Below are 26,147 nucleotides of genomic sequence, written 5' to 3'. Positions count from 1 at the left end.
TGCTCTGGGATGGATAGCTGCAAAGGAAGTATTTTATTTCTTATAGGTGATATGAATTTGTTGTTCACTTATTTACTTAGCTTTACATTGTTTGATGAATTTTTGGTTTTCCTTAAGGCTGAAGCGAGTACCAACATGTATATTAATACAATCATACCAATGACTAAGTAAGATAATTGAATATTCATTAAATCGGTGAGAGTACTGCTCAAAATAGGGCCGATCATTAGACCAATCGAGTATGCCGTGTTATAGAGAGCAAAAGTAATTCCATAAGAATGAATGCCACTTCGTTGAGAAATATCAGCAAGTTGAGGTAAGCAGGGAGCAAGAACCATACCCATGCTAACCCCTAAAACAGCTAGAATAACAGCTTGAAGCGATAATATTGCTGGAAGTGCTGTCAGAGGAAGAGCAATGGATATCATAAGTAGACCGAGGAGAATTCCATTTTTATAGCCGATCTTGATGGAGAACTGACCTATAAAGGGTGTTGCCAGGCCATAAGCAAGTGTGGGAATAGCAAATAACAATCCGATAACTCCTGGATTAGCGCTAAAATTGTGCTGCAGGTGTAACGGTAATGTTGGCTCAAGTACGCTTGGGACAGATGCCCCGATAATTACAACCCCGATAACCAAAAGCAAATCTTTATTTTTCATGAACGAAAAAGGAGATACGTACTTTTCATTTTTCTCTTCCGGAATATCGTGCAGGAGTACTAATCGAAGTATAGCATCAACGACAGCCAATGCGATGGCAAAGTAAAAAGGGAGGTGGTAACTTCCCCATTGATACAACCAGCCGCCAATTGTCGGTCCGAGAAGGGTTCCAGCGGCTTGCCCAGATAACGCCAAGCCCATGGCTTTGCCGCGTTCTTCAGGTGGGTATAGCTCAGCCAGCAGAGCGAGCCCTGCTGTCCAGGTCATTGCGGCTGCGACCCCTTGAAGAGCACGTGCCAGTACAAGCAGCCAGAAGGTGTGGGCTATGGCGAACATTAAAGTGGAAGCTATGAGTCCAATTAACCCATAACAGAGGAGTCTTTCTCCCAATTCGATCCGTTAACAGACCAAAAATAGGAGTAGCTATAAATAGTGCAATTGCATAACTACTGAACAAAAATCCGATTTCGGTTTGAGTGGCTCCGAGAGAATCTGCGTATCTTGGCAAAATGGGTACGACTAATCCATAGATTAACATGTCAATGAATACAGCTAATCCGACAACGATTAGAGCAGCCTTTTGCTTATTGTGTACCCCTTTACTCATTTTCATTACTACATCCTCCTTATGAATTTCTTCTGATTTCCTCTTTAATTTGCTTAACAAATTTTAATTGAAGCTCGCATTGATCATAAATATTTTTGAAAATTAGCATGACGTTTACAGGGATATCCATAAGTTCAGCTTTTTGCTCTTGCCCTAGTTTCATTTCTTTATAGATTTTTTCAATGGCTTGATGCTGAAAACTTAAAGCTTCTTCTATTTCATGGAGGCCAGCCTCATCCATAAAAGTCAAAGCTGTGTACAGGGCTGTTGGGAACACAACAGAAGTTTCTTTAAATGATTCGATTAAAAGCCGACTAAACTCGCTTTTCCCAGCCTCCGTAATAGCATATATAGCTTTAGACCGATTCCCTGTCTGTTCCAATGTTTCTAAACGCACAATACCTTCTGAGTCCAGTTTTTTTAAGGCGTGATATATGGAAGCTGGTTGCACATAAGCCCATTTATCCGTTTGTGCTGATTGCATTTTCTGTTGTATTTCATATCCAGACATTGCTCCGTATTGTAGCAAGAGCCCAAGAACCATTACACGTGTCGTACTCAAGATGATATCTCCTCCATAACTTTATTGCTAAATGTTTTATACTAAATATTTAGTAAAGGATTATAGTCGGATTATATCATTACAATCCAATGATGTATAGGTTTACAAAAACAGAGAGCCGTAAATATACGAAAGAAACAGTAGGTATTATGTTTTTTGTTGAACAGAATGCAGCGTTGATTCTAAGCATATTGGAAAAATAAATGAATAAAAAGAGGTATTCCATGGCTATTTTGGACTCCAGGAATACCTCTTTTTTTATTGGTTACTTGCAAACAGTCTGTCAACCTGTAATCGTCTGAATAATGAGGACTACATTCAAGATAATGATGACAGCAGTCACGATCCAGGTTATTATTTTTTGCCACATTTTATTTGCAAATTCACCCATAATCTTTTTGTCACTGGTAAAGAGCAGTAATGGAATGATGGCAAAAGGGAGCTGGATGGATAAAATAACCTGACTTAGCACAAGTAGCTCTTCTGCACCTTTTTCACCTGCAATCGCAGTGACGATGACTGCCGGAATAATTGCAATAAGGCGGGTCACCAAACGACGCAACCAAGGTGAGAGACGAAGGTTCAAGAAGCCCTCCATCACGATTTGTCCGGCTAAAGTACCTGTCACGGTCGAGTTTTGACCTGAGGCGAGTAATGCCACTCCAAACAGTATGCTCGCAAGTGTGGTTCCCAGTAATGGCGAAAGCAGATAATAGGCATCACTAATCTCTGCTACATCTGTTCTTCCTGCTGTATGGAACACGGCAGCTGCTACGATCAAGATGGCTGCATTAATGAATAGAGCGAACATGAGCGCTATACTGGAATCCCAAGTTGCAAATGTAATAGCTTCCCGTTTACCTGCTGATGTCTGCTCATATTTGCGAGTTTGTACAATAGAAGAATGCAGATACAGGTTATGTGGCATTACAGTAGCTCCCATAATACCGATGGCAATATACAGCATGCTTGGATTCGTCAATATTTGTGAGTCCGGTACAAAGCCACCCAATACGCCGCCCCATTCCGGTTGTGCCAAAATGAGATTAATGCCAAAACAGCCGGCAATCGTGGCCATTAATACAATGACGAGTGTTTCCAATGCCCGGAAACCTTTATTTTGCAGCAGCAAAATGAGCATAACATCAAATGCGGTAATGATGACTCCGTATAGCAACGGGAGACCGAATAGCAGCTTCAGTGCAATGGCTGAACCGATGACCTCGGCCAAATCCATGGCTGCAATGGCAATTTCGCATAAAAGCCATAAGCCGATCGCGACAGGACGACTGTAAGCATCACGGCACATTTGAGCCAAATCTTTACCTGTAGCAATACCGAGCTTGCCAGATAAGGCTTGCAGCAGAATGGCCATCAGGTTGGAGATTAGAATGACACTAAGCAGTGTGTAGCCGAATTTTGATCCCCCAGCGATGTCTGTAGCCCAGTTGCCAGGGTCCATATAGCCGACAGCGACCATATAGCCTGGTCCAGCAAAGGCAAGAAACTTCCGAAACCAGGTGCCATCCTTCGGGACGCTCAAAGAACGATTCACTTCCGATAGTGAAGCGATTTCCGCGAAGTTGCCCTTTGAATTTTTCATACGCTTCACCTTCTTTGTTCATATTGAAATATATTATTAGTGACATAGCGATTGTGTTATCCCTATTGTACACCCACAATAGTTTTTGTCTAGTGCAACTTTTATGTGGTTAAGCAAATTTATCGTATTTTTGAAGCAATTGGCCATCTTAATTAAAACTAAACAATGGAAAAAACCAAGCTATATTGCTCTCAAGGGGCAGCTTGGTCGTTTTGAATTTTCTAAGTGTAGGCGGCTCATCAAGTTAGGGGCTTATAACATATAGTGTAAACATAAAAGAAGTGGAACTAAACGGTAAATAAAAGGGTTATTATCCCTTTTGAAATGATTCATTTTGCGTGGCTCGTTTAAAGTACATACGAGAAGGAAATCATGTATTAACATGATGAGGATTCCTGCGGAATGCAAATAAGATGGAGAAGGAGAGATGAAATCATGGAAGCGTTATACACAGCCTCAGCAACGGTACATGGTGGAAGAGATGGTTCAGTGGCTTCTTCAGACGGGGTATTAAAGCATAAGCTAAGCACACCGAAGGAATTGGGTGGCGCAGGTGGAGACGCTACGAATCCGGAGCAATTGTTTGCGGCAGGCTATGGCGCATGCTATGAGAGTGCGTTGGCGAATGTGGCCCGCAAAGCCAAGATAAAGGTGGACAATGTAGAGGTCACCAGCCACGTATCGATTGGTAAGGACCCAAGCGACGGCGGCTTCCAGTTGGCGGTGCGTCTGGATGTAAAAATACCGGGGATTGAGCGTTCCCAGGCGGAAGATTTGGCAGCCAAGCACATGATTTTTGTCCGTACTCTAAAGCCACTCGTGGTAATATTGATGTTGAACTCAACGTCATTTGACCGCATTTTTTAAAGATTTCACACACGGCCGCCGATGGATCGGCGGCTTTTGCACCTAAATCTTGATCCGCTGATATGTGCAACCATTTGACATCACCGCCAAAATTCATTAAGATGTCATAGGTGATTCTGGTCATCAGGTACGAAACAAATTTGAAAAATACGGGTGATATGATGTCTTACAGACCGAATATTGTTAATTTCACGCTGGCTGGTAGCAACGAAAAGGAAGGGCTTTATGAGTTTAAAATGAGTTTGGCCGATGGAACGGAGTGCCGCGTTTTTTCTCAACGTAATCCGGAGTGGACTTTGACGAATATTAGTCGACTGCTAACGACACCTTGCCCGGTATGCCATAAGGATTTTATCTGCAAGTGTATGGATCAGTTCCATGAAGAGTTTTTAGAGCAAATTAATGCTAAACAGCTGTTTGAGAAAGCATTGAGCTAGTTTTTCGAACAGGTAAGGATTATACAGTTCTAGACAAGCGTCGGATATTTTCGACGTTTTTTTGTTTATAATTGAATCGTTGCGTTTTCATGCCGTTGATTTCTCTGTGGAGGTGAAGTACGTTGATGAACCAGTCTAGTCATATCCATATCGAACATTCCATTGTATTGGTGGATGGGGTATGCCACTTTTGTCAGGGAGCAACCCGCTTCATTATCAAACGTGATCCTAAGGGAATATTCCATTTTGGTTCCCTGCAATCCGAGGCAGGACAAGAACTTTTACGTGCAGGTGGACTGTCTACAGATCAACTGGATACATTCGTGCTGATTGAAGACGGTACGTATTATACAAGGTCAACCGCAGCTTTACGGATTGCCAAACGCCTTCGTTTTCCATATCCGCTGGCTTATGTATTCATCTTGATTCCCCGCTTTGTGCGCAACGCAGTCTATAACTGGGTAGCTCGTAACCGATATCGTTGGTTTGGCAAGGATGAAGAGGATCAATGTCAGATCCCCCCACCAGAAATTAGGAAACGATTTTTTTAGTTGCTTCTTTTGTGTTTATTTTTGCGGCGATCATTACGAATCAGTAATATTACAGCTACTGCGATCAGTAGAAGACCCGTAACCGATACATACACGATATGGCGTACATTGGGTACGTTGACCGACAATTTTAGCTCGTTAGACTCTAATGGAGCAATGTCCCAATAGAGTGTCTTTCCGTCATCCGACACACGGTCCGCATTACTGGAAGCAGGCTGGATGGGTAGGGATAGGCTGAAGTTAAGATCCAGTTGCCGCTCTAGTAATTTGCGTGCGAACACATTCATTTGTTCTAATTTATCACTCAGGCCACGAGCTTCTTCAGGAAGCATCCGAGGTAGATCGAGCTTAAGCGTAAGATCCATATTGGTTGTGAAAAAATGCTGGCTCACTGCGCGATTTATTTCTAATCCCTCAGGCAGATTTAAACCCTGATCGGGATTTTTTTGGTTTGTACTCCAATCCCCTTGATAATGCCCCTTTATTTGATAACCCTTTCTCCCCTGCTCCGATAGCGGCTGTACGTCTACATTGTTGCTTTGTATACGTTGAATTAATCGATCGAGCAGCCCCGGATTGTCCAACATCATCAGTGTCTGGTTGTTTACGCTGAACGTTGCATCCATATCTACACTTTGATCCAGATGAACATCTACATGAATGTCACCCCGAGCACAGGAAGTTAGGGTAAGCAGACAACATACCAGCATAAATCTGAGCATTATTTTTCGTAACTGTATTTGCCGACGTTTGTTCCGATAAGGGCTGTATCCTGTTGGGTCCATGACCTGCACCTTCTTTGTATGGTTTCTTTGGTATAGCGACTGGATATCTTCTATATATTACACATTCGGAGAGCCAAAATCGAACGATATAAAAGAATAGTTAAGATTTATATCTCAAAAATGTTTCCTTAGGTAAAAACTTTAGTGTATACTCTAAAATATAGCGTAGTTAAAAAATAATTGTCTCGAGGAAATAGTTTGTCCCAAAACAAATATTAAGAGGAGGATTTTAAAACATGAACAAGCAGTTTAAGAAGGCTTTGCCGCAATGGGTAGCGACGGTTGGAGTGTTGTCTCTGGTTCTAGTCCTAGCGACGGCATGTACAGATGCCAAGAAGACAGAGCAGGGAGCTGCGAAGGAGGCTGGGCAAAAAATAAAGGCTACAACTACCATCGGTATGATCTCTGACATTGTCGGGAAGGTCGGCGGTGCTCATGTGGAGGTCACGGGAATTATGAAGTCAGGTGTTGACCCACATTTGTACAAGGCGTCTCAGGGAGATATGCGCAAACTGGATGAAGCCGACATCATTTTTTATAACGGGTTGCATCTGGAAGGAAAAATGCAGGACATTCTGGAGAAAATCAGCAAGCAAAAGCCCGTCATTCCCGTGTCCAAAAACATTGCTCAAAATCTATTGCGTGCAGCTAGCCCAGAAATGGGGTCTGAGTATGATCCGCATATTTGGTTTGATGTACAAAACTGGGTGTCTGCGGTAGAAACGGTCAGAGATGAATTGTCGGAACTGGATGCTGCTCATGCGGAGGATTACAAGGCCAATGCCGAAGCTTATCTCGCTGAGCTACGAGAACTGGACGATTACACGAGAGAGCAGATTGCCAGTATACCGAAGGCTCAGCGCGTACTTGTCACAGCACATGATGCCTTTGGCTATTTCGGAGACGCTTACCAGATTCAAGTAAGAGGCCTTCAAGGTATGAGTACCGAGTCAGAGGCAGGCTCACAAGATGTGACCAAGCTGAGAGATTATCTGGTGGAGCATAAAATTAAAGCCATATTTGTAGAATCGAGTGTGCCGAGAAAGGCCATCGATGCCGTTATCCAGGGTGCAGCTCAGCAAGGTCATACCATAAAGGTTGGCGGCGAGCTGTATTCGGATGCTATGGGTGAAGAGGGTACAGAAGATGGAACATATATTGGAATGGTCAAGCATAACGTGAATACGATCGTTAGAGCTCTTAAATAAGGAGGCGTAGACACATGGGACATTCACCACTTGTTGTTCGTGATTTATCGGTAGCATATCAAAAAAAGCCCGTTTTGTTCGATGTTTCCTTTGAGGTGCCGGAAGGCAAGCTGATTGGTATTATTGGTCCCAACGGAGCTGGCAAATCTACACTGATCAAGGCCGTGCTTGGGCTAATTCCAAAGCTCGGGGGTGAGGTGCTGGTCTACGGCAAGCCCTATAAGCAACAGCTACTCAAGGTTGGATATGTACCGCAGCGGGAGTCGGTGGATTGGGATTTTCCGACGAATGCCCTGGATGTGGTTATGATGGGACGGTACGGCAGACTGGGCTGGTTTAAGCGTCCGGGAGCAGCAGATCGTCAGGCTGCGATGGAGAGTTTGGACAAGGTTGGAATGAGCAAATTTGCAGACCGGCAGATTAGTCAATTGTCAGGCGGGCAGCAGCAACGTGTTTTTTTGGCGAGAGCACTTACGCAGGACGCTCAGCTTTATTTTATGGATGAACCGTTTGTCGGTGTGGATGCTGCAACAGAAAAAGCTATTATTTCATTACTTAACGATCTAAAACAGCAGGGGAAAACCGTGCTTGTCGTCCATCATGATTTATCTACAGTTACGGATTATTTTGACCAGGTTATGCTGTTGAACGGGCATCTGATGGCATTTGGAGAGACCGCAGATATTTTTACCGAGGGAAATCTGCAACGTACGTATGGCGGGCGTCTGAGTATACTCAAAACAGGTTCGGAATCCGGCACGATACTCGGAGTGAGGTGAGCAGTATGACAAGCTTGGCAGCGCTTTTGGCAGACCCGAACATGCAATGGATTTTGCTTGGATGTATTTTACTCGGTTTAAGCAGCGGGGTGATTGGCAGTTTTATGTATTTGCGTAAGCAATCACTTATGGGAGATGCTTTGGCACATGCGGCTTTGCCGGGGGTATGTGTGGCTTTTATGATCACAGGTACAAAATCCATGTTTGGATTTATGATTGGAGCAGCCATTGCAGGGATTGTTGCTACCTTTGCCATCAGTGCGCTAACCCGGTATTCGCGAATTAAAAGTGATTCAGCGATTGCAGCGGTGCTGTCCGTGTTTTTTGGCTTCGGCATTATGTTGTTGACCGAAATTCAGCATAGTGGCGCAGGCAACCAAAGTGGGCTGGATAAATTTTTATTTGGCCAGGCTGCGGCAATGGTGTTGTCTGATGTCTATACGATGGCGGTAATTTCGGTGGTGCTCATTGGAATATGTTTATTATTTTTCAAGGAATTTAAGCTGCTCAGCTTTGATCCCGGCTTTGCCCGTGGACTTGGTTTTCCGGCAGGTCTACTGGATAAGTTATTAATGCTGTTGATTGTCATTGCGGTGGTGGCTGGTATTCAAGCTGTGGGCGTCATTATGATGGCTGCCCTGCTGATTACCCCGGCCGTGTCGGCAAGATACTGGACAGAGAAGCTGGGTGTTATGGTATGCCTTTCAGGCTTGTTTGGTGCTATAGCGGGTCTTGGTGGGACTGTTATTAGCTCTCTGGGACAAAATTTGCCTACAGGACCATTGTGCGTGTTGTGTGCGACTGTGGTATTTGGTGTAAGTCTGATCTTTGCGCCGCAGCGTGGAATGATTTCCAAGGCTATCGTTCAGTTAAACGCCAGAAAAAGTCTGGAGCAGGGAGTTGGAACACAGCCCAGGGAGGAGCGTGCCCTATGAGTTCATTTTATGTGATCCTGACGGGAATGTTAGTGGCAGGGGGATGTAGTATCGTCGGATGCTTTCTCGTGCTTCGGAAAATGGCTATGATCGGTGATGCCATCAGTCATGCGGTACTGCCTGGTATTGTCATTGCCTTTCTCATCAGCGGATCGAGGGATTCGGTGTGGATGATGTTTGGTGCTGCCGTGCTGGGGCTTCTAACGGTGTATCTGATTCAGCTATTCCAACAAAGCGGTCTGCAAAGTGATGCTGCCATTGGCGTTGTGTTTACAACATTGTTTGCTATCGGTGTTTTACTGATCAGTGTGTTTGCTTCCGATGCCCATCTGGATATGGACCACGTTTTGTATGGGGAAATTGCTTATGTTCCGTGGAATACGATAGAGATTGCTGGCTTCGATATAGGTCCGAGGGCTGTGTGGATTACGGGGGCAATGTTTTTGATCAATCTGCTCGTGGTAGGGGGCTTTTTCAAGCAATTTAAAGTCACTTCCTTTGATCCCGCATTGGCCGCTTCATTGGGCATTCCGGTTGTTTTTTTTCATTATCTGCTAATGAGTCTCGTATCACTAACGACAGTGGCGTCATTTGAGAGTGTGGGTGCAATTCTAGTGGTTGGCATGCTTGTTGTACCGCCTCTTACCGCTTATTTGCTGACGGAGAAGCTGTCCCGTATGATTGCATACAGCGTGGGAGTTGGAGCCATTAGCTCGATCGTAGGCTTTTATACAGCAACTGTATTGGATGCTTCTATTGCGGCATGTATGCTGTGTGTATCGGGTGTGTTGCTGCTTTTGGCTTTTCTATTTTCCCCGTCTCATGGTGTGGTATGGCGAAAGTTTTTTCAACAACGGGGAATCATTGGCGAAAATAGCAAGTGAGTCTCGTAGGAAGTGTTCCTATATGAATTACTCATAATAGCGTGCAGACGGGCATAAAGTGCCTGAATGCACGCTTTTTTAAGCTTATGCTAATCTGTGCGGCTTTTTTTGAGGCAAGCTTGTTGGGTCATCTTGAATTAACCGGGACACGGGAGTACATTCTTTACAATCACACAGAAGGATTCGGAACGAGCTGTTACGCTGCGGGGAGGAACGAAATTGGAGAGCTTCAAACGTAAATCACCAGAGGAGATACTGGATTCCATTAACAAATTGCATCGAGGCAGACTCAAAATATACATTGGTGCGGTCAGTGGCTCTGGCAAAACGTATCATATGCTGCAGGAGGGACAATCGCTGCAGCATGAAGGGATTGATGTTGTAATTTGTGCGGTATCGACTCTGCAACGGCGTGAGACCGTGGAACAGGTCGGCTCCCTAGAGCGAGTACCCAGTATTCATTGGATGAAGGATGGCGAGGAGCAAAAGGATCTGAATGTGGAAGCTTTAGTGGCGCGAAATCCTGAGGTGGTGCTGGTAGATCATTTGGCACATCATAACCGAAAAGACGCCTCGTTTCCAACAAGGCTGGAGGATATTCGGTATTTGCTGGAGATGGGAATTAGCGTCATTACGACGGTCAATGTTTATGAACTCGAAGGGATCACGGAGTGGGTATATCAGCTGACTGGCTTTGAAGCGGAATATACGGTTCCGGTTGATACATTGGAGCTGGCGGATGAAATTCGTCTAATTGATGCCACCCCGGAGATGATTCTGGAACGGCTGGCGAAAGGTTACATGCATACGCCCAATCCAGAGATGTTTCACCGGGGAAATCTGGGTAAATTGCGTGAGCTCGCTCTGCGATTGGTGGCAGAGGATGTGAATGATTCGCTGGAACGGCACCGGGAGGAGCTAGGCTTGCACGGGGCGTCAGGAGCAGCAGAGCGTATTTTGGTGCCTGTCCAATATCATTGGAATGGATCCATTTATGTACGTAGGGGAGAACAGGTGGCCAAGCGATTGGGTGGAGATATGCTGGTGGTCTCTTTTGTCAGCTCGAAGCGCAAGCTGTCCAAGGAATCAGCAGCCTTCAAACGTTCCATTGAGCAGTTGGCCGATAAGATCGGATCGACATTTGAAGAAATCCCGCTCTTTTCCCGCAGAAGGCTGCCACGTCAACTTATCCATTATGCGGTGACTCACAATGTTACCCGAATTGTTATGGGGCATTCTCGGCAGACTCCGTGGCAGGAGCTGGTTAAAGGATCACTGGTGAACGGAATTTTAAAACGAATGAAAAATATGGATTTGCTGTTGATTGCAGACCGAGCCGAGCAGGAGGGCGAACGGATTTTGCCAACGATGAGACAGGAGGAAGGAGATACTGACCCGTATCATCGTTTGAGCGTTGAGGAAGTGCAGGCTGAGGAAGCCAAAATTCTGCGGGGCAAGCTCAAAGTATATATTGGGGCTGCTCCGGGGGTCGGCAAAACATACACCATGCTGAGAGAGGGAAATGATCTGCTGGAAAGCGGGATTGATGTGGTTATCGGATTGCTGGAAACGCACGGAAGAGCAGAAACACTAGCCCAGGTAGGATCTCTGGAGATGATTCCCCGTCAGTCTATCGAGCGTCATGGTGCACATTTGGAAGAGATGGACACTGAAGCCATTCTCAGGCGTAATCCTGAGGTAGTGCTAGTTGATGAGCTGGCACATACCAACGTTCCGGGAAGTCTGAGATCTAAGCGTTATGAGGATGTACTGGCCATTTTGGAACAAGGTATTTCTGTTATATCCACAATGAATGTGCAGCATCTGGAGAGCTTGAATGACGCCGTAGAACAAATTACTGGCATTCGGGTGAGAGAAACAGTTCCTGACCATATGATGCGTCTGGCCGATGAAGTACAGCTTGTTGATGTGGCTCCCAAATCGTTACAGCAACGTATGCGTGAGGGCAAAATTTACGCTCCTGCGAAGGTGGAGCAGGCACTTAGCCACTTTTTTAAGCTGGGTAATCTAATTGCGCTGCGTGAACTTGCTTTGCGGGAATTGGCAGATGATGTAGATGAGCGGCTGGAATCCTGGGATCGGCACGAGTCACTTCGGGGACCGTGGCGCAGGGAGGAAGTGATTTTTGTAGGCGTGACGCTAAGTGAAAATGCTGAAAGGTTGATTCGCCGCGGTTTTCGTATCGCATTTCGTTTGAAGGCTGTGTGGATTGTGACTTATGTCCATATCGGTGAGCGTATACCGGAGAGATTGAACCCTCGTCTGGAACAAATAAAGCTGCTGACCCACCGACTGGGGGGAACCTTTGAAATTCGGCTTGTTTCCAGCAGACGCGAGATTGCCGACATTTTGATTGCTCCAGTAGAAGGATATTCAGGTACGCAGCTCATCGTGGGACAGTCTTCCCGAAGTAGCTGTTGGGGGAAGACTGCGGTTGTGCCGAGGATTCTCCGTCAAGCACGTCATATGGATGTTCTTATCGTGGCGGATTATGATCCGGATATTAAGCTGGAGACAGATTATTAAAATGCCCAATCCATTCATAAATAGTCATATGCTGGTTACCGGTTATTCACTGCTTCCATAGTATATTCTATCTCAAAGAAATGGAGGCGAGTTTGAATGTATAAACATCGTAAGCATGATTGTCATTTTCCAAAGCCAAAAAAACGTGTTTTTAAGAAAATCATTAAGGTGACTGTCATTAAGTTTAAACCAAAATTTAAACGTGATCACTGGAAACATGAAGACTTTGATAAGAAATGTCATTGCCGGAAACGTCGCCATCATCGCCATCATGACTGTCATCGTCGTCACCACAAATTCTACTAAGTTGAAGATCGTAGGAGGCGGGGCTAGACTTGCCCGCCTTCTCCTAGTACCAGGATTCTAGGAAAATACGTGCGCAAAAAATACTTGCTCTAACATAGGTGCTATGCTATTCTACCAGTAAATAGATTGCACGTGACGGAAGCACCGTTCACCAACCGTATGTACTTACGGATGGATGAACGGTGCTTTTTTGCGTTGTTGTGTTGGGAAAGGGGATGAGCGTATTGGTTCCGGTAAAAGTGGTATTGGCCGTAGAAGGTCGGGATTATATTGAGCCTCTGCTGAATTATGTTCACGGAAGCGAGTACGCCAGAAGGCTCAGAATAACGGCTTTTTCGCAGCCGGAGGCATTTCATCAATACATGATGGAAACCAGCGGAATGAAAAAACCAGATGTGGTAGTAGGTGAAATGTCTTTTCTGAGTCTATGGACAGCTCGGGAAGATGCAGATATTCCTTGTTTGGTATTACATGAGGGAGAACAAGTAAGCGAATATGGGCAGCCTGTATTAAAATATCAGCCTTTATCTGAGCTGGTCGGTTTTATTTTGGAAACGGCGAGACAGAGGTCGAATGGTCGGAAAAGCGTAAACAGTCGGGAAGGTGGAATGATTATCGGCATGGTGGCAGCTTCAGGCGGATTGGGCAAGACAACGGCCGCGCTCAATCTGTCCAAGCAACTGGGGAATGAGGGATATTCGGTATTTTATTTGAATCTGGAAACGGTGGATTCAAGCTCGTTGTTTACTGGTTCAGACAGTTCTAGCGGAGCACAAGGAGAAAGAGAAGGACTGTCCAGACTACTGTATGACCTCAAGTCGGAGGGAAATGAGGGTACTTCGTTATCTGTGGCTTCCTATTGTGTACGTCGTGCTGAAATTCAGGCTGATACGTTTCAACCTGTCTATAATCGCAAGGAATTGACGGATATGACTTGTGTTGAAGCGAAAGAGCTCATTCGAACGATTGGTGAAAGCGGGCAATATGATGTAGTGATCGTAGATAGCGATTCTGAACATGGTGAGCGGGCTCAAGCCGTGCTTGAAGCTAGTCATAAGCTAATCTGGTTGCTCGCTGACGATTTAATGAGTATGCACAAGTGCGGATTATGGCTGGATGTTTTAGAAACTACGCAGCCTGAGGGGCTTGAAGCCATGATATGCAAAACCAGCTTTGTGGTGAACCGCTACATGGGAACTATGATCAACTCGTTACCTCGTGACTTTATGGAGCTGAACGGTGCGTTACCCTATATACCTTCATGGAAACAGATGCAGCATCGTGAACTGCTGCTAAGTTCACCGATTTATCAGCGGGAAATCCGCCATTTGTGCCGTGAGCTGCTGGATATGGAGAGCGCTGCACAGTCGACGGCTGCTTGGTCTTAAGGGGATGATGAACATGAATGAGGAACAATTTAAGGCATTGCGCGCAGATATTCGTAACGGGCTGGACGTAACGTCCTCAGTAAAAGATACAGATCTAGTACGGCATATCGAAAAGCGAATTTTACACGACGTAGAGCTAGCGAGCTTAACTTCCCGAGAGAAGCATGCACTTGTCCGCAAAATTTTCAACTCTTTCCGTGGGTTGGATGTGCTCCAGCCATTGATTGATGACCCGACCGTTACGGAAATCATGATCAACAGTCATCGGGAAATCTTTGTAGAGCGGGCAGGTGAGGTGATTCAGGTGTCCGATCAATTCGAATCCCGCGAACGACTGGAGGATTTGATCCAGACAATTGTAGCCGGGGTGAACCGAATTGTGAATGAGGCTTCTCCCATTGTGGATGCCCGATTAAAGGACGGATCACGTGTAAATATTGTACTGCCGCCAGTTGCTCTCAAGGGACCGACAATGACTATACGGAAGTTTCCCGAGCGTCCCATGACGATGGATGATTTGATACGAATAGGTGCGCTCAATACAGAATCCGCGGCTATGCTCAAAGACTTGGTACGCAGCAAGTACAACATTTTTATAAGCGGCGGAACGGGTTCTGGTAAAACAACTTTTCTGAATGCATTATCCCAGTTCATCCCTTCGTCTGAACGGATTATTACGATTGAAGATTCGGCAGAGTTGCAAATTGTGACTGTCCCCAACCTGGTTTCCATGGAAACACGGAACGCGAACACCGAGGGGAAGGGAGAAATCACGATTCGTGATCTGATCCGTTCCTCCCTGCGTATGCGGCCCAATCGCATCGTGGTGGGTGAGGTCAGAGGGAGTGAGGCGTTGGATATGCTGCAAGCGATGAACACAGGACACGATGGAAGCTTATCAACTGGGCACGCGAATAATATCCGCGATATGGTCAGCCGGCTGGAAACGATGGTACTCGGAGGAGCAGAGCTTCCGCTTGGAGTAGTACGGCAACAGATCAGCTCGGCCATTGATATATTCGTTCATCTGTCACGACTACGTGACAAATCCAGAAGGGTGCTGGAAATTAGCGAAGTGATTGGCTTTGAGAATGGTGAGGTAAGATTGAATCCCCTTTATCGCTTCCAGGAACGCGGAGAAAGTAAAGGACAAATCGTAGGGGAACTGGAGCGTTGTGGTGTGGGGCTGCAACATACATTGAAGCTGCAAATGGCCGGAATCAAACCGGAAAGCTGGCACAGAGAAGGAGTATCGGTATGAGAACAGAAAAGGCGACTGGCAAGCAAGTGTCGCGTGAGGTCCCTTCTCTGCCGGATTATACGGTGTATACCTTATCGACTGTACAAAAAAGTATGTGCATTCTCTTTAGTGGAGTGTTGTTCGCGATGATCGGATATCTATTTTATCACCAATGGATATTATCGTTGCTGTGTGCTGCTGGTGCTGTGGTGATGCCTCGTTATTTTAGAAAGTTTTTGCTGCAACGACGTAGGTCTGCTTTAAGCATTCAATTCAAGCAGGCTTTATACTCGCTTTCTTCTTCTCTTTCAGCGGGAAGGTCGGTGGAGAATGGGTTTCGTGAGGCTGTAGAGGATTTGAGGTTGCTTAGTCCGGATGGAGATCACGATCTGATTTTTGAATTTAACATTATTACAGCCTGCCTTGAAATCGGACAGCCTGTAGAGGCTGCTTTGCAGGATTTGGCTCGTCGGGCCCAGATGGAGGATATTACGAATTTTGCGGACGTATTTGCGGCTTGCAAACGAACCGGAGGTGATCTGGTGGAAGTCGTACGACGGGCTTCAAGTGTCATTGGGGAGAAGCTGGAAATTCAGCAGGAGATCGGTGTAATGATTGCGCAGAAGCGCTTTGAATCGAGGGTTATGTTTGCAGCACCTTTTTTGTTTGTTTTGTTTATGACAGTGACAGCGGGAGACTACATGATGCCGTTATACAGCGGTACAGGTAGGATTTTATCAACCTTTTGTCTTCTGGTGCTTGGTGGTTGTCTCGTGTGGATCAACCACATTATGAAGATTGAGGTGTAAGGAGTGATGGGTGTATTGATGTTGGTTTGTCTGGTCATGCTGGTTCTGCAAGTGGGAGGTTGGGTGGTGCTGAACCAAATGTACGCTGCTAAGTATGCACATTTTCGCCATATGAAACTGGAAGGAATGCGGCTGCAAAAACTTTCGGTGCCTTTTGTACACATGCTTCATGTTTCACGTGCCACTCATAGGCTGCCTTTGCTGATGTTCAAGCTACAGCGTTCGATACAGAAGCTGTATGGTATGCGCCACAGCGGAGAAAAAACGATGCTTTTTCTGGCAGAAATGTTGGGTTACGGATATATGGTGGCTGCTGGTGGAGCCTTAATATCGCTTATGATGGGCGGGGAAGCGACTGGGCTGGTGCTTGGCTTGGGGCTCGGTATTCTGGTGCCAGTTGCGCTGGTCAAGGATTTACATGGGAAAGTACAGAAGCGGGATCAGCAAATCTTAATGGAATTGCCTGAATTATTGAGTAAAATGATGCTTCTAGTTGGTGCGGGAGAGACGGTACAACGGGCTTTGCTTCATTGCGTGGAACGTAAAGGGGCGGATACGGTACATCCATTGTATCGGGAATTGCGGCAGACAGTGGGGGAATGGGAAAGTGGCTATTCGTTTCAACAGGCATTTGAACATCTGAGCAAACGTTGTGGTATTCAAGAAGTGACGATATTTACAACGACAGTTTTATTGAATATGAGGCGTGGTGGGAGCGATTTTGTAATGGCTTTACGTGAGTTATCTCAGACGTTATGGAGCAAGCGGACTTCAATTAGCCGCACAAGAGGGGAACAGGCTTCTTCAAAGTTAGTCTTCCCGATGGCACTAATTTTGCTAACGGTCATTGTGCTGGTGGGTGCTCCGGCTTTAATGATGATGAATATGTAGGAGGAATAAAATGATGATGACAATTGTAGCAGGTAGTATTCGTAAATTGTACAAGAATGAGGATGGTTTGGGGACGTTAGAAATGATCTTGATCATTGCGATTCTGATTGCGGTGGCGATTATCTTTAAAGATCAGATTAAGAAAATTGTAGAAGGGCTGTTGAAAAAGGCAGATAAAAAAAGTAACGACTTTATGGATTCATAATGCTGCGCAAATTGGTACAAAAAGAGGACGGGAGCTTCTCCTTGGAGGCTTCCCTCGTCTTTCCCATTCTGCTGTTGGCCATTTTTATAATGTTATTTTTTTGCCTGTATATATATCAAAAATCTATATTGGTGCAGGTTGCTTCTACTGCTTCAGAAAGAGCCGCTTACAGTTGGGATAACAGCTTTAAGGACCCACGTACGGGAGCATTTGCGCAAGGGCAACGGGATTCTCTCTATTGGCGCTTGAAGGATGATGTTATGTTAGGCGCCCTGTTTGGCTGGGCCGGAGCCTATAATCAGGAAACTGTACAGGTACCGGGCGGCAATGAAGGAGGCTCGTTACCTGCTCAGAAGTTGTCCAATGCAGAAAATAGAATGCCTGCGGGCATGCATGGGCAGATGACATATGAGAACAGTATGATTCACCGTAAGGTGACCACAGAGCTAAATAAAATCGTAGAGGTACCTTTGTTGAATCAGTTTTTAGATCATACAGATTTACAAGGAAAAATGAGCTCGGGTGTGGTGGAACCTGTGGAATGGATTCGTACAGTGGAATTGGTCCGTTATTATGGTGCGAAGTTTATGGGGAGAGGCTCAGGTGAAAAGGTAGATCCGGCAATTGTAGGGAAAGTATTGATGCAATATGGGCAAAACGGTCAGTAAGGAGTAGGTAACGGGAATGTAACTGGAAAGGAGGAAGCGGGTGTTTGGTAAGGGACGTAATACAAAGGACAGGGAATCAGGGGCTGTCACGGTTTTCCTCATTCTGATTTTGGCGGTCATGTTTGGTTTTATTGCTGTATTTATTGATTATGCGAGAATTGCTGCGCTGCATGTACAGACTGAACGGCTGACCCATGCGGCGGTTCGGTCAGTGATGTCTGCTTATGACCCGGCATTACAGCAGGAATACGGTTTGTTTGCTTATGGTGAAGGTGGCGGAGAACAAATAATGGTCAAAGTGCTGAATGACAGTACACGGCGTACGGCGCGCGCGGAAACGCTGCCGCTAATGAATATGAAGCTGGATTCCAGTTCACTGCAAATGGAAAGGGAGCTTGGTAAATATGCCATATTTAACGAGCAAATCCGTGAAGAGATGAAGTATAAAGCACCTGTCGATTTTACGATGGAAGTGCTAGAAAAGCTAAAGCCGCTCTCTCAAAATATGAAGGAGGCTTCACACACGGTAGATTTGCTGAAACGGCTGCAAAAGCTGTATGACAGACGTGAGGCCAAACTGGATGACATGCTGGAGAAACAGCGTAAGGCAGGAGCTTATATGGAAGAGGTTCGCAAACGGATTATTAAACAGAGGGGGACATATATGCCCAATCAGTATATATGGGACCCACTTGAAGTTGTAGCCGACATTGCTGCTCAATATAAGCATTACGTACATGTATATGAGGACAACAAGAAGAGTGTGGATGACGTTAAAATCATGCAGATGGAGAAATATGCAAGAAGGGCAAGAAAAGCACTGGATCGCCTGCGACAGGTCATGGTTCAGACTGGAGAGGAGCATGATAAGCTGCTTCTGCAAGCCAAGGAACCATTAAATGAAGCTCGGCAGATTAATGAAGAAATGCGCAAAGTCATTGTTCAATATAAGCAGAGGGCGGCCAATGCAGGCTATGACGAGGTTTCTGCAGCCCCCACCCCAAGCGGAGCAGGCTCCAACGCTGATCCGTCTGTAGGAAGTGCCCGGCAAAGGGCAGAGGATTTGTTGGTTCCGAGCAATGAATTTGAGCAATGGGAAGCAGAAATCGAAAAGCAAAGGATCGTAATAAATACTGCTAACAATAGAATAACGAGCATGATGCGTACACTGTCTTTCTATACAGATCCATTTTTGAATGCAGACATGCTCAAGCAAGAAGTTGCTTCAACGCTCAAGGAGATAGATAAATACTTAAATGCATATGCTTGGGCAGGACCCGCCAATGTACTCGACGGTGAGGCCAGAACGATGGATACGCGACGCGGCCCGGACAAAGAACGCAAAAAAATGGAAAAAGAGGCGAAAAACAAGCTCAAGCAAGCCTATCGGATCATTGAGGTTCTTTCTAAAGGTAAACAAAGTGCTGAGCAATTCCGAGTGGTAGAGCAGTATTATAATGAAAGTATTTCTTTTAATCAGTCTTCATCCAGTCCATCTGTATCTGCTGATTTGTCCTATGACACCTACGATGCAGCGGGGGATTCCATGGATAGTATGGATGGTCTATACGAGGCGGCATCCAACTTACTGACTCAACTGGGAGACGAGTTTTACCAGAATGAATATGCACTTTCATACTTCCATCATGTGGATTTCAGCCGATTTGGCAATTTGGCCGGATCAGGTGGAAATGTGGGTAATGCTGCACAGATTTTAGGGGACCAGCTGGAGGTGAATAATCAAGAAGTTGAGTACATCTTGTATGGCTTTCATAATCCGACGGGTAATCTGGCAGCTGCCTATGGGGAGATTTTTGCTATGAGGCTTGCCATTCGAACGATGGAGGGACTGGTCAAAAACAGTTCAAAGGGCAACCCGTTGGTCGTTTTGGCGGCAGCTTTGTTATATGGAGTAGAGAAGGCGATTGAAGATATGATCATGCTGGCGCAAAAAGGGGATGTTCCTTTGTCTGATTTTCTGAAATTTCGAATGACTTACAAGGATCATTTGCGATTGTTCCTGATGCTCCATAGCAATAATGAACGAAAAATGTCCCGTATGCTTGCTCTGATCCGCCTGAATACAGATGTCAATCCAGCTGAGCGACGGACCTATGCGAAGGGTGAGGTCAAGAATGGGATGAGGCTGTGGTTTCTACCTGGAGTAATGAAAATGCTCGGAACCGCCTCCAAAGAAGGCGAGAGTATTAAGGGAAGTGTGTACTATGTCACGAAAACAGCGCATTTTTCCTATTAATCAGTATCTACGGCAGGCTTGTGGACTGAAGCAGCGTGAACAAGGAAGTATTGTTTTAGAAGCGTCACTGGTGTTGCCATTGTTTTTGTTTTTTATTATTTTTCTCATTTATATGGTCCAAATGACACTGGTCTCCACAGCCTTGCAGACTACCGCTTCAGAAACGGTTAAGCAGGTTTCGGCTAAAATCTACCCGGTGTCTCTAGCCGTGGAGACGGCGTCCGCTAAAATAGATGCAGTCCGCAAACCGCTAGATGAACTTCCTAAGTTATCTGTGAGTGAATATGCAAGCCAATTCGCTGCCCAACTGCCACCTCCAATCGGCGACTGGGTAGAAAACGCTGTTCAAGGCGGTCAAAAGCCGCTGGAGGAGCTGCGGGGACGCTTGACGGAGGCTGCACTTGATCCTGTTCTGAAGCCGATGCTAAAGCCTTTTATGGAGAAAAGTATTCTGGAGTATGACCGTATTCATATAACGAGCGTACATGTACCCTCTCTTACAGAAACTAAGGACCCTTATTTTAGAGTAGAGCTATCGTATGAACTACCGATGAAAGTCCCCTTTTTGTATCGCAACATTGTGCTCCAAGCGGCGGCTGAGGAACGTCTTTGGATTGGTGATACAGGAGAGGGAGCAGGTACAGGTGATGAAACAGGGGATAAGGATGCGCAGCATTCCATACAGTTGCTTGTCAAGCCTGAGCCTGCTGTGAAGGGTGTATACAATTTGATCAAGGCCAAGGTTGAACCTGGGACGAATGCTACCCTTTCTGTACTTTATAAGTCAGGTGAAAGCACAGCTCAGCACTTGGGCTGGACCTCAGCCAATGCAGATGGGATTGTTGAATGGAACTGGTTTGTAGGAACAAACACAACACCAGGTCAATGGAGCTTTGTAATTGAAACAGAGGATGGCCAACGTATTGAGGTTCCGTTTTCTGTGCAGAAGACAACTGATGGATAGGCTAGATATAGACTTATAGAGTTAACTACACTGAAAAATGATTTGGCAGGCCTGCTAATTTTCATTGTTATGAAGGGGGAAGACCGCATTGACATGGATGTATATTGTGTGTGGAGTTCTGCTGGCGATCGCGCTAGTGACAGATTTACGAAGCATGAAAATCCCTAATAAGCTTACATTGCCCGGCATAGCGGTGGGTTTGCTGTTCAATACTCTGTTCGGAGGCTGGCACGGTTTTTTATTTGCTATTGCTGGTCTTGGCACCGGCTTTGGATTCATGCTGATTTTGTACTGGATGGGAGCAATTGGTGCAGGAGATGTAAAGCTGTTTGGCTTAATTGGAGCATGGACAGGTGCAGCTTTTGCGTGGCAATCGGCTCTATATTCGATTTTTTTTGCAGGCATTATTGGTATAGGGATTTTGCTATGGAGGAGGGAAACCATCATGAGATTACGACGCGTGGCGTTTAATTTAGGAGGATTTTTCCTATTTCGCAGCGGCAAAGCGCTGACTAGTGGGAGAGAAGCGCACCTCAGGTTTCCCTTTATGACGGCAGTCATTCCAGGAGCGGTCAGTGCTTATCTTTACTTCTTGTCATGACGTGTCCGCTTGGGGAGATCATGCTACCTCAGGGAATAAGAATTGTTAAGGAGGTCATGAATTGTTTGGTTTAAGCAGGGATTTTGCTCGCAATGGCGGGACGTTTATGATTCTAAACAAGGAAGGCGGGCTCAAGACCGATGATTTAAATTCTGTACAGACCCGAATGATGACTGGTAATCGGATTCCCGGTCTGCTGGAACTTAGAATAAAAGAAGTCGATTTTCAGATCGAGTTACATTACGATATTTCGGGGCAACGTATGCTTTCCCAAGTATGGAAAGGTGGGAATGTGTCGACTTCTGATTTCTACCGGATTCTTTTTGAAGTAGTAGATGCTCTTCATCGTAGCCCACAATATATGTTAAATATCCGCCAGTTTATTTTGCACGAAGATTACATTTTTATAAGCGGTTCAGGCACAAGGAAGAACGTTAGTTTAACCTATGTTCCTTTGTGCAGTGTACAGTATACGCAACAAACAGGTAGCTATTTTAAGCAGATGGTTATTCGTTTGATGACTCGTGTGGCTCACCTTCAGGGAGAATCTATACAGCGCATACTTGATCTATGCGATAGAAATGAATTTGAGTTGAGCGCGTTGAAGGAACTACTATTACAAGGGATGGCGACTGGTGAACAGAGCATCAGCGGTCAGGCTGAAGGTAGATCATCTGTTCATTCCTCTCATACCATACAGGATAACGATACAGATCGTGGCGGAAGAACGTACGGCCAAGAACATCGGGAGACTCTGCAGGAAATTCAGGGGCTTAAGCGAGTCAATCGACTCAAGCAGTCCGCAAAATCAGAGGAGAATGTCGAGGTAGGAGCCGACAACGAAATGGAAAATGAAGAGGTGGAGCCTAAATTACAAAAATATAAAACATACATTTCTCTCGGATGTTTGCTCGCCTCGGCCATTGTTTGGCGTTATATTTATTTGGATCATCCAGAGACGGTTCCCTTGCTTATTTCGATTGTGCTGACTTTAGTGCTTGTCGCTGTTGCTTATATAAGCTGGACGGGGAAATTAGAGCGCAATCGAGCTTTATCTCCTTTTTATAGCGAGGCAGTACCTGTATTGGATTCGGAATGGTTAGGAGGTGCTTCTCCAGCACAGCGAAAAAATGACCGTTATCAGGTAGATAAGCTAACTGGGTTTGTAGCGGGACGCCATCATCATGACAAGCAATCATCCGATTCAAGTGATCAAGGACAGGAAAGCTGGCGTTGGACTTTTCCAGACTCAGAATCTAAAAGCATGGGAAGCCGAACGACGGAGGATGGAGGGAAAGTAAGTACAAATTATGACTTGCACGAGCCTTCGAGGAAAGGTGCCATGCGGGGAAATGAATTGGACGACAGCGATACTAGCGAGGCTTATTATAAGTCCTTGTCCGGGGTAACGGAGCTACTCAATACTATATCCAAGCAGGAAACCGTGCTGCTTCGTCCGGATCAAGAGATACCGAGTCCAACTGTTCAGCACTCGCCGATTGCTTGTTTGGATCGTAAGTTATCTGGGAGTGGAGAAACCGAGCGCATACGGTTGCAGCTAGACCAATTCGTTGGAGGTAGCTTTATCATCGGAAGAGATCCGCAATTGGTCCAGTTTGTAGAGCATACCGATGGAGTTTCCCGTTCTCATATTGAGCTTTGTATAGTTACAGGAGGACAAAGCCATATCATTAAAGATTTATCCTCGACGAACGGAACAGTGCTGAATGGAGAGCCTATGGTGCCTTATAAGGAGTATACTATGAAGGATGGAGATACTTTTAAAATCGCTGGAGTCTCTTATATTTATCGATTGGACTCTTTTAAATCCTCTAATGCATCTTGAGTAAACGTTAAATGGATATATGTTAAGAAGAGGCCTGTTATATTCTGGGCTTCTTTTTTATAACTAGAAGACCATTCATAGGCCTAAAACAAGACAACTCAAAGATCTCAAGTTTAATTGATAGATTATGTCTAAATCAAAAATGAACCCTAAGCTGGTAGAGATACAAAGATATTATCTATCATCCATAGAGTTCATTTTTTAATTCAACGCTACTTGTGAGAAGAATGGAGTTCCTCTAGCGCTTCCTTCAGTGAAGAATACTTAAACTTAAATCCGTGCTCCAGCGCTTTACGCGGTATTACCTTTTGACCGTCTAATACAAGCGTGCTCATCTCACCCAATAGCTTTTGGACTAGAAAGCCAGGAACGGGAAACCAGCGCGGACGACGATATACCTTAGCTACTGTTTTCCCAAATTGGTCGTTCGTCATGGGGTGTGGTGATGAAGCGTTCACTGCCCCGGAAATCTCTGGTGTATGAATGCAGTACGAGATCAGACGAACGATATCGGCAATATGAATCCAACTTATCCATTGATGGCCGCTACCTATTTTTCCACCGAATCCGAAGACGTAAGGCATCTTCATGAGTGGAAATGCTCCTTTTTTTCTATCCAGCACTAGGCTGATGCGTAAATTAATTAAACGGGCATCGGTAGGGTAGGCGTTGGCTGCTTCCTCCCACTGCTCAACTACCTGAGACAGATAATCCTCCGAACGACGCGGACTTTTTTCGTCAAATGTTTCGGTCAGGGAAGTACCATAGGCGGCAACAGCCGAAGCCTGAATGATAACTTCCGGTTTTTTTTGCAGAGCATTCAACGCTTGAGCCAACCGGGCAACGGACAGCAGTCGTGATTGAAGAATTCTTTGTTTGGACTTATCCGTCCAGCGCTGATTCAGCGTCTCACCTGCTAAATTAACGACCGCATCTGTACCTTCCATTAATTCAGGCTTTTGTTTTAATTCGTTCCAGCTCATATACTGCAAGCGAGGGCTCGCTTCATGTCCAACCAGCGGCTTGCGGGTAATGACTTTCACGGTATATCCGTCATCTAGCAGACTTTTGACCAGTGCACTCCCCACCAATCCAGTTCCTCCGCATACGATGATATTCATGGAGTTATTCTCCTTCCAATTCAAAAAATGTTTCTGTTATAAAATATAACCCTTTTTGATACAAAAGCTTCATATTGAATGTATTTGGTGTACGCTAAAGAAGGTCCATTCATGCTTTAATCTACCTACATTACAATAACACATATTCAGATGTGGACTATGTCTGTAGGTTCCCTTTAGGGAGTCACCTAAAAAAGTTGCCATAAACGCTATGTTGTTTGATTTCAATAATCACGTTAAAATGAATAAATTAAAATAAGACAAGCATAACAGGATAGGGGGATGAATCAAAATCATGCTGAAAATTGGTTCTCATGTGTCTTTCTCGGACAAGGGTCTGCTCAGCGCTACAAAAGAAGCGTCTTCTTACGGGTCCAGCTCGTTTATGATATACACGGGGGCACCGCAAAACACGCGCCGTAAGCCGATGGAGTCCATGTATTTAGAGGAAGGCAAGCAGCTAATGGCGGAAAAGGGAATGGAAGATATCGTGGTGCATGCTCCGTATATCATCAATCTCGGCTCCTACAAAGAAAATACCTATGAGCTTGCGGTCAGCTTTCTTCAGGAGGAAATTCGGCGCACACATGCGATTGGTGTGAAAAATATCGTGCTGCATCCGGGGGCTTTTACAGATAAAGATGCAGAGTACGGAATTAGGCGAATTGCCGATGGTTTGAACGAGGTACTGAACGGTGTGAAGGAGACAGATGTCAACATTGCACTTGAAACGATGGCTGGCAAAGGCACAGAAATGGGTCGTAGCTTTGAGGAAATTGCCTCCATTATAGATAAAGTAGAGCGCAACGAGCGTCTGACGGTTTGTATGGACACCTGTCACATTCATGATGCGGGTTATGACATTGTCAATGATTTGGACGGTGTACTGGAGCAGTTTGACCGTATTGTCGGCTTGAATCGCATCCAAGTTGTTCACATAAATGACAGCAAAAACCCGGTTGGCGCTCATAAAGACCGCCATACTCCGATTGGATCAGGCTGGATTGGTTATCAGACTATTCATAATGTGGTACATCATGAAGCACTTCAAGGACGTCCGTTTATTTTGGAGACACCGTGGATTGGAAAAGAAGCCAAAACTCAACGACCAATGTATGAAGTTGAGATTGCTTTGCTTCGTGGTAATGTAAAGGAACGCTTTGGAGATGAGTTTTTGGGTCAGGTGGAGCAGCTGCATTCGTTTTTCAAAAAACAGGATGTGGATGTCCGTAAATTTGTACTGGACACCTGGACTCTGCTGAAAAATGATGCCAAAGCAAGAAAAGCAGACCCACGTGAGCCGCTGGAGCGTCTGTATGACATGATAACGGAAGCAGGACTGTTTCCAGAGATGAGCGAAGAACACATTAATCAACGGTTGATTGCCTGGTTTGCCGGTAGTCATCTGCCAGTGACGGTATAAG

22 protein-coding genes and 2 pseudogenes are annotated in these 26,147 nt (G+C 45.3%); 19 read left to right on the top strand and 5 right to left on the bottom strand.

Annotation, left to right across the window (positions count from 1 at the left end; translation table 11 throughout):
- Window positions 1–71: 71 nt before the first annotated feature.
- From ACU1JV_RS07010 to ACU1JV_RS07000, 3 genes and pseudogenes are all read right to left on the bottom strand, one after another.
- A pseudogene (locus ACU1JV_RS07010) lies at window positions 72–1,185 on the bottom strand (MFS transporter); the annotation flags it as partial.
- Window positions 1,186–1,288: 103 nt separating this feature from the next.
- The gene (locus ACU1JV_RS07005; protein WP_016820697.1) at window positions 1,289–1,831 is read right to left on the bottom strand and encodes a PadR family transcriptional regulator; all 543 of its coding nucleotides are present in this window, start codon (window positions 1,829–1,831) and stop codon (window positions 1,289–1,291) included.
- A 283-nt stretch (window positions 1,832–2,114) separates the two neighbouring features.
- Entirely contained in the window at window positions 2,115–3,434 is a 1,320-nt protein-coding gene (locus tag ACU1JV_RS07000) for an Nramp family divalent metal transporter (RefSeq protein ID WP_413985760.1), read from the bottom strand.
- Between the two features lie 435 nt (window positions 3,435–3,869).
- Between ACU1JV_RS07000 and ACU1JV_RS06995 the strand changes: the two are divergent.
- From ACU1JV_RS06995 to ACU1JV_RS06985, 3 genes and pseudogenes are all read left to right on the top strand, one after another.
- Window positions 3,870–4,288 (top strand): annotated as a pseudogene (locus tag ACU1JV_RS06995) (organic hydroperoxide resistance protein).
- A 123-nt stretch (window positions 4,289–4,411) separates the two neighbouring features.
- Window positions 4,412–4,738 carry a hypothetical protein gene (locus tag ACU1JV_RS06990; RefSeq protein WP_017426537.1) on the top strand — a complete coding sequence of 109 codons (327 nt, stop codon included), beginning with the start codon at window positions 4,412–4,414 and terminating at the stop codon, window positions 4,736–4,738.
- A gap of 125 nt (window positions 4,739–4,863) precedes the next feature.
- Window positions 4,864–5,289 carry a thiol-disulfide oxidoreductase DCC family protein gene (locus tag ACU1JV_RS06985; RefSeq protein WP_045244032.1) on the top strand — a complete coding sequence of 142 codons (426 nt, stop codon included), beginning with the start codon at window positions 4,864–4,866 and terminating at the stop codon, window positions 5,287–5,289.
- Here the strand turns inward: ACU1JV_RS06985 and ACU1JV_RS06980 are convergent.
- Window positions 5,286–6,074, bottom strand: a complete 789-nt coding sequence (locus tag ACU1JV_RS06980; protein ID WP_413985762.1) for a DUF3153 domain-containing protein — start codon at window positions 6,072–6,074, stop codon at window positions 5,286–5,288. The genes ACU1JV_RS06985 and ACU1JV_RS06980 overlap by 4 nt on opposite strands.
- 236 nt (window positions 6,075–6,310) lie before the next feature.
- On the opposite strand from ACU1JV_RS06980, the gene ACU1JV_RS06975 reads away from it, so the two are divergent.
- The 15 genes from ACU1JV_RS06975 (at window position 6,311) to ACU1JV_RS06905 (ending at window position 23,602) form a co-directional block, all read left to right on the top strand.
- Entirely contained in the window at window positions 6,311–7,282 is a 972-nt protein-coding gene (locus tag ACU1JV_RS06975) for a metal ABC transporter solute-binding protein, Zn/Mn family (protein WP_016820692.1), read from the top strand.
- A 14-nt stretch (window positions 7,283–7,296) separates the two neighbouring features.
- Window positions 7,297–8,061, top strand: coding sequence for a metal ABC transporter ATP-binding protein (locus tag ACU1JV_RS06970; RefSeq protein ID WP_413985763.1), 765 nt, complete (start codon window positions 7,297–7,299; stop codon window positions 8,059–8,061).
- Window positions 8,062–8,066: 5 nt separating this feature from the next.
- Window positions 8,067–8,996, top strand: a complete 930-nt coding sequence (locus tag ACU1JV_RS06965; RefSeq protein ID WP_025677760.1) for a metal ABC transporter permease — start codon at window positions 8,067–8,069, stop codon at window positions 8,994–8,996.
- Window positions 8,993–9,880 carry a metal ABC transporter permease gene (locus tag ACU1JV_RS06960; RefSeq protein WP_090736221.1) on the top strand — a complete coding sequence of 296 codons (888 nt, stop codon included), beginning with the start codon at window positions 8,993–8,995 and terminating at the stop codon, window positions 9,878–9,880. The genes ACU1JV_RS06965 and ACU1JV_RS06960 overlap by 4 nt, the downstream gene beginning before the upstream one ends.
- Window positions 9,881–10,099: 219 nt before the next feature.
- On the top strand, window positions 10,100–12,427 hold the full coding sequence (locus tag ACU1JV_RS06955; RefSeq protein ID WP_413985764.1) for a histidine kinase: 2,328 nt from the start codon (window positions 10,100–10,102) through the stop codon (window positions 12,425–12,427).
- A 521-nt stretch (window positions 12,428–12,948) separates the two neighbouring features.
- Window positions 12,949–14,121 carry a ParA family protein gene (locus tag ACU1JV_RS06950; protein WP_413985765.1) on the top strand — a complete coding sequence of 391 codons (1,173 nt, stop codon included), beginning with the start codon at window positions 12,949–12,951 and terminating at the stop codon, window positions 14,119–14,121.
- Between the two features lie 13 nt (window positions 14,122–14,134).
- The gene (locus tag ACU1JV_RS06945; protein WP_330720222.1) at window positions 14,135–15,382 is read left to right on the top strand and encodes a CpaF family protein; all 1,248 of its coding nucleotides are present in this window, start codon (window positions 14,135–14,137) and stop codon (window positions 15,380–15,382) included.
- Window positions 15,379–16,170, top strand: coding sequence for a type II secretion system F family protein (locus ACU1JV_RS06940; protein WP_016820684.1), 792 nt, complete (start codon window positions 15,379–15,381; stop codon window positions 16,168–16,170). Before ACU1JV_RS06945 ends, ACU1JV_RS06940 begins: the two co-directional genes overlap by 4 nt.
- Window positions 16,171–16,176: 6 nt before the next feature.
- Window positions 16,177–17,061 carry a type II secretion system F family protein gene (locus tag ACU1JV_RS06935; protein WP_016820683.1) on the top strand — a complete coding sequence of 295 codons (885 nt, stop codon included), beginning with the start codon at window positions 16,177–16,179 and terminating at the stop codon, window positions 17,059–17,061.
- A 10-nt stretch (window positions 17,062–17,071) separates the two neighbouring features.
- Window positions 17,072–17,266, top strand: coding sequence for a Flp1 family type IVb pilin (locus tag ACU1JV_RS06930; protein WP_016820682.1), 195 nt, complete (start codon window positions 17,072–17,074; stop codon window positions 17,264–17,266).
- Window positions 17,266–17,934 (top strand): TadE/TadG family type IV pilus assembly protein, encoded by a 669-nt coding sequence (locus tag ACU1JV_RS06925; protein WP_330720220.1) that lies wholly within the window; start codon window positions 17,266–17,268, stop codon window positions 17,932–17,934. Before ACU1JV_RS06930 ends, ACU1JV_RS06925 begins: the two co-directional genes overlap by 1 nt.
- A gap of 40 nt (window positions 17,935–17,974) precedes the next feature.
- On the top strand, window positions 17,975–20,191 hold the full coding sequence (locus ACU1JV_RS06920) for a hypothetical protein (protein WP_413985766.1): 2,217 nt from the start codon (window positions 17,975–17,977) through the stop codon (window positions 20,189–20,191).
- The gene (locus ACU1JV_RS06915) at window positions 20,160–21,155 is read left to right on the top strand and encodes a pilus assembly protein (protein ID WP_058829181.1); all 996 of its coding nucleotides are present in this window, start codon (window positions 20,160–20,162) and stop codon (window positions 21,153–21,155) included. Before ACU1JV_RS06920 ends, ACU1JV_RS06915 begins: the two co-directional genes overlap by 32 nt.
- 88 nt (window positions 21,156–21,243) lie before the next feature.
- The gene (locus ACU1JV_RS06910) at window positions 21,244–21,756 is read left to right on the top strand and encodes an A24 family peptidase (RefSeq protein ID WP_013369967.1); all 513 of its coding nucleotides are present in this window, start codon (window positions 21,244–21,246) and stop codon (window positions 21,754–21,756) included.
- A gap of 61 nt (window positions 21,757–21,817) precedes the next feature.
- The gene (locus ACU1JV_RS06905; protein ID WP_413985767.1) at window positions 21,818–23,602 is read left to right on the top strand and encodes a DUF6382 domain-containing protein; all 1,785 of its coding nucleotides are present in this window, start codon (window positions 21,818–21,820) and stop codon (window positions 23,600–23,602) included.
- A gap of 212 nt (window positions 23,603–23,814) precedes the next feature.
- On the opposite strand, the gene ACU1JV_RS06900 is transcribed toward ACU1JV_RS06905, so the two are convergent.
- Window positions 23,815–24,723, bottom strand: coding sequence for a TIGR01777 family oxidoreductase (locus tag ACU1JV_RS06900; protein ID WP_413985768.1), 909 nt, complete (start codon window positions 24,721–24,723; stop codon window positions 23,815–23,817).
- Between the two features lie 295 nt (window positions 24,724–25,018).
- Here ACU1JV_RS06900 and ACU1JV_RS06895 point away from each other — a divergent pair, with 295 nt between their 5' ends.
- Complete coding sequence (locus ACU1JV_RS06895) at window positions 25,019–26,146, top strand: deoxyribonuclease IV (RefSeq protein ID WP_025677780.1); 1,128 nt, start codon at window positions 25,019–25,021, stop codon at window positions 26,144–26,146.
- Window position 26,147: the final 1 nt, after the last annotated feature.

This window comes from Paenibacillus sp. T2-29, from assembly GCF_052921365.1.
This window is presented reverse-complemented; position numbering and strand designations above follow the sequence as displayed.

What these genes read in the sequence shown, in the direction of transcription:
- ACU1JV_RS06960 (WP_090736221.1), top strand. Translation starts at nt 8,993, where the DNA reads ATGAGTTCATTTTATGTGATCCTGACGGGAATGTTAGTGGCAGGGGGA.
- ACU1JV_RS06975 (WP_016820692.1), top strand. Translation starts at nt 6,311, where the DNA reads ATGAACAAGCAGTTTAAGAAGGCTTTGCCGCAATGGGTAGCGACGGTT.
- ACU1JV_RS06965 (WP_025677760.1), top strand. Translation starts at nt 8,067, where the DNA reads ATGACAAGCTTGGCAGCGCTTTTGGCAGACCCGAACATGCAATGGATT.
- ACU1JV_RS06915 (WP_058829181.1), top strand. Translation starts at nt 20,160, where the DNA reads ATGTCACGAAAACAGCGCATTTTTCCTATTAATCAGTATCTACGGCAG.
- ACU1JV_RS06895 (WP_025677780.1), top strand. Translation starts at nt 25,019, where the DNA reads ATGCTGAAAATTGGTTCTCATGTGTCTTTCTCGGACAAGGGTCTGCTC.
- ACU1JV_RS06900 (WP_413985768.1), bottom strand. Translation starts at nt 24,723, where the DNA reads ATGAATATCATCGTATGCGGAGGAACTGGATTGGTGGGGAGTGCACTG.
- ACU1JV_RS06940 (WP_016820684.1), top strand. Translation starts at nt 15,379, where the DNA reads ATGAGAACAGAAAAGGCGACTGGCAAGCAAGTGTCGCGTGAGGTCCCT.
- ACU1JV_RS07000 (WP_413985760.1), bottom strand. Translation starts at nt 3,434, where the DNA reads ATGAAAAATTCAAAGGGCAACTTCGCGGAAATCGCTTCACTATCGGAA.
- ACU1JV_RS06970 (WP_413985763.1), top strand. Translation starts at nt 7,297, where the DNA reads ATGGGACATTCACCACTTGTTGTTCGTGATTTATCGGTAGCATATCAA.
- ACU1JV_RS06930 (WP_016820682.1), top strand. Translation starts at nt 17,072, where the DNA reads ATGATGATGACAATTGTAGCAGGTAGTATTCGTAAATTGTACAAGAAT.
- ACU1JV_RS06935 (WP_016820683.1), top strand. Translation starts at nt 16,177, where the DNA reads ATGGGTGTATTGATGTTGGTTTGTCTGGTCATGCTGGTTCTGCAAGTG.
- ACU1JV_RS06985 (WP_045244032.1), top strand. Translation starts at nt 4,864, where the DNA reads ATGAACCAGTCTAGTCATATCCATATCGAACATTCCATTGTATTGGTG.
- ACU1JV_RS06980 (WP_413985762.1), bottom strand. Translation starts at nt 6,074, where the DNA reads ATGGACCCAACAGGATACAGCCCTTATCGGAACAAACGTCGGCAAATA.
- ACU1JV_RS06950 (WP_413985765.1), top strand. Translation starts at nt 12,949, where the DNA reads ATGAGCGTATTGGTTCCGGTAAAAGTGGTATTGGCCGTAGAAGGTCGG.
- ACU1JV_RS06925 (WP_330720220.1), top strand. Translation starts at nt 17,266, where the DNA reads ATGCTGCGCAAATTGGTACAAAAAGAGGACGGGAGCTTCTCCTTGGAG.
- ACU1JV_RS06945 (WP_330720222.1), top strand. Translation starts at nt 14,135, where the DNA reads ATGAATGAGGAACAATTTAAGGCATTGCGCGCAGATATTCGTAACGGG.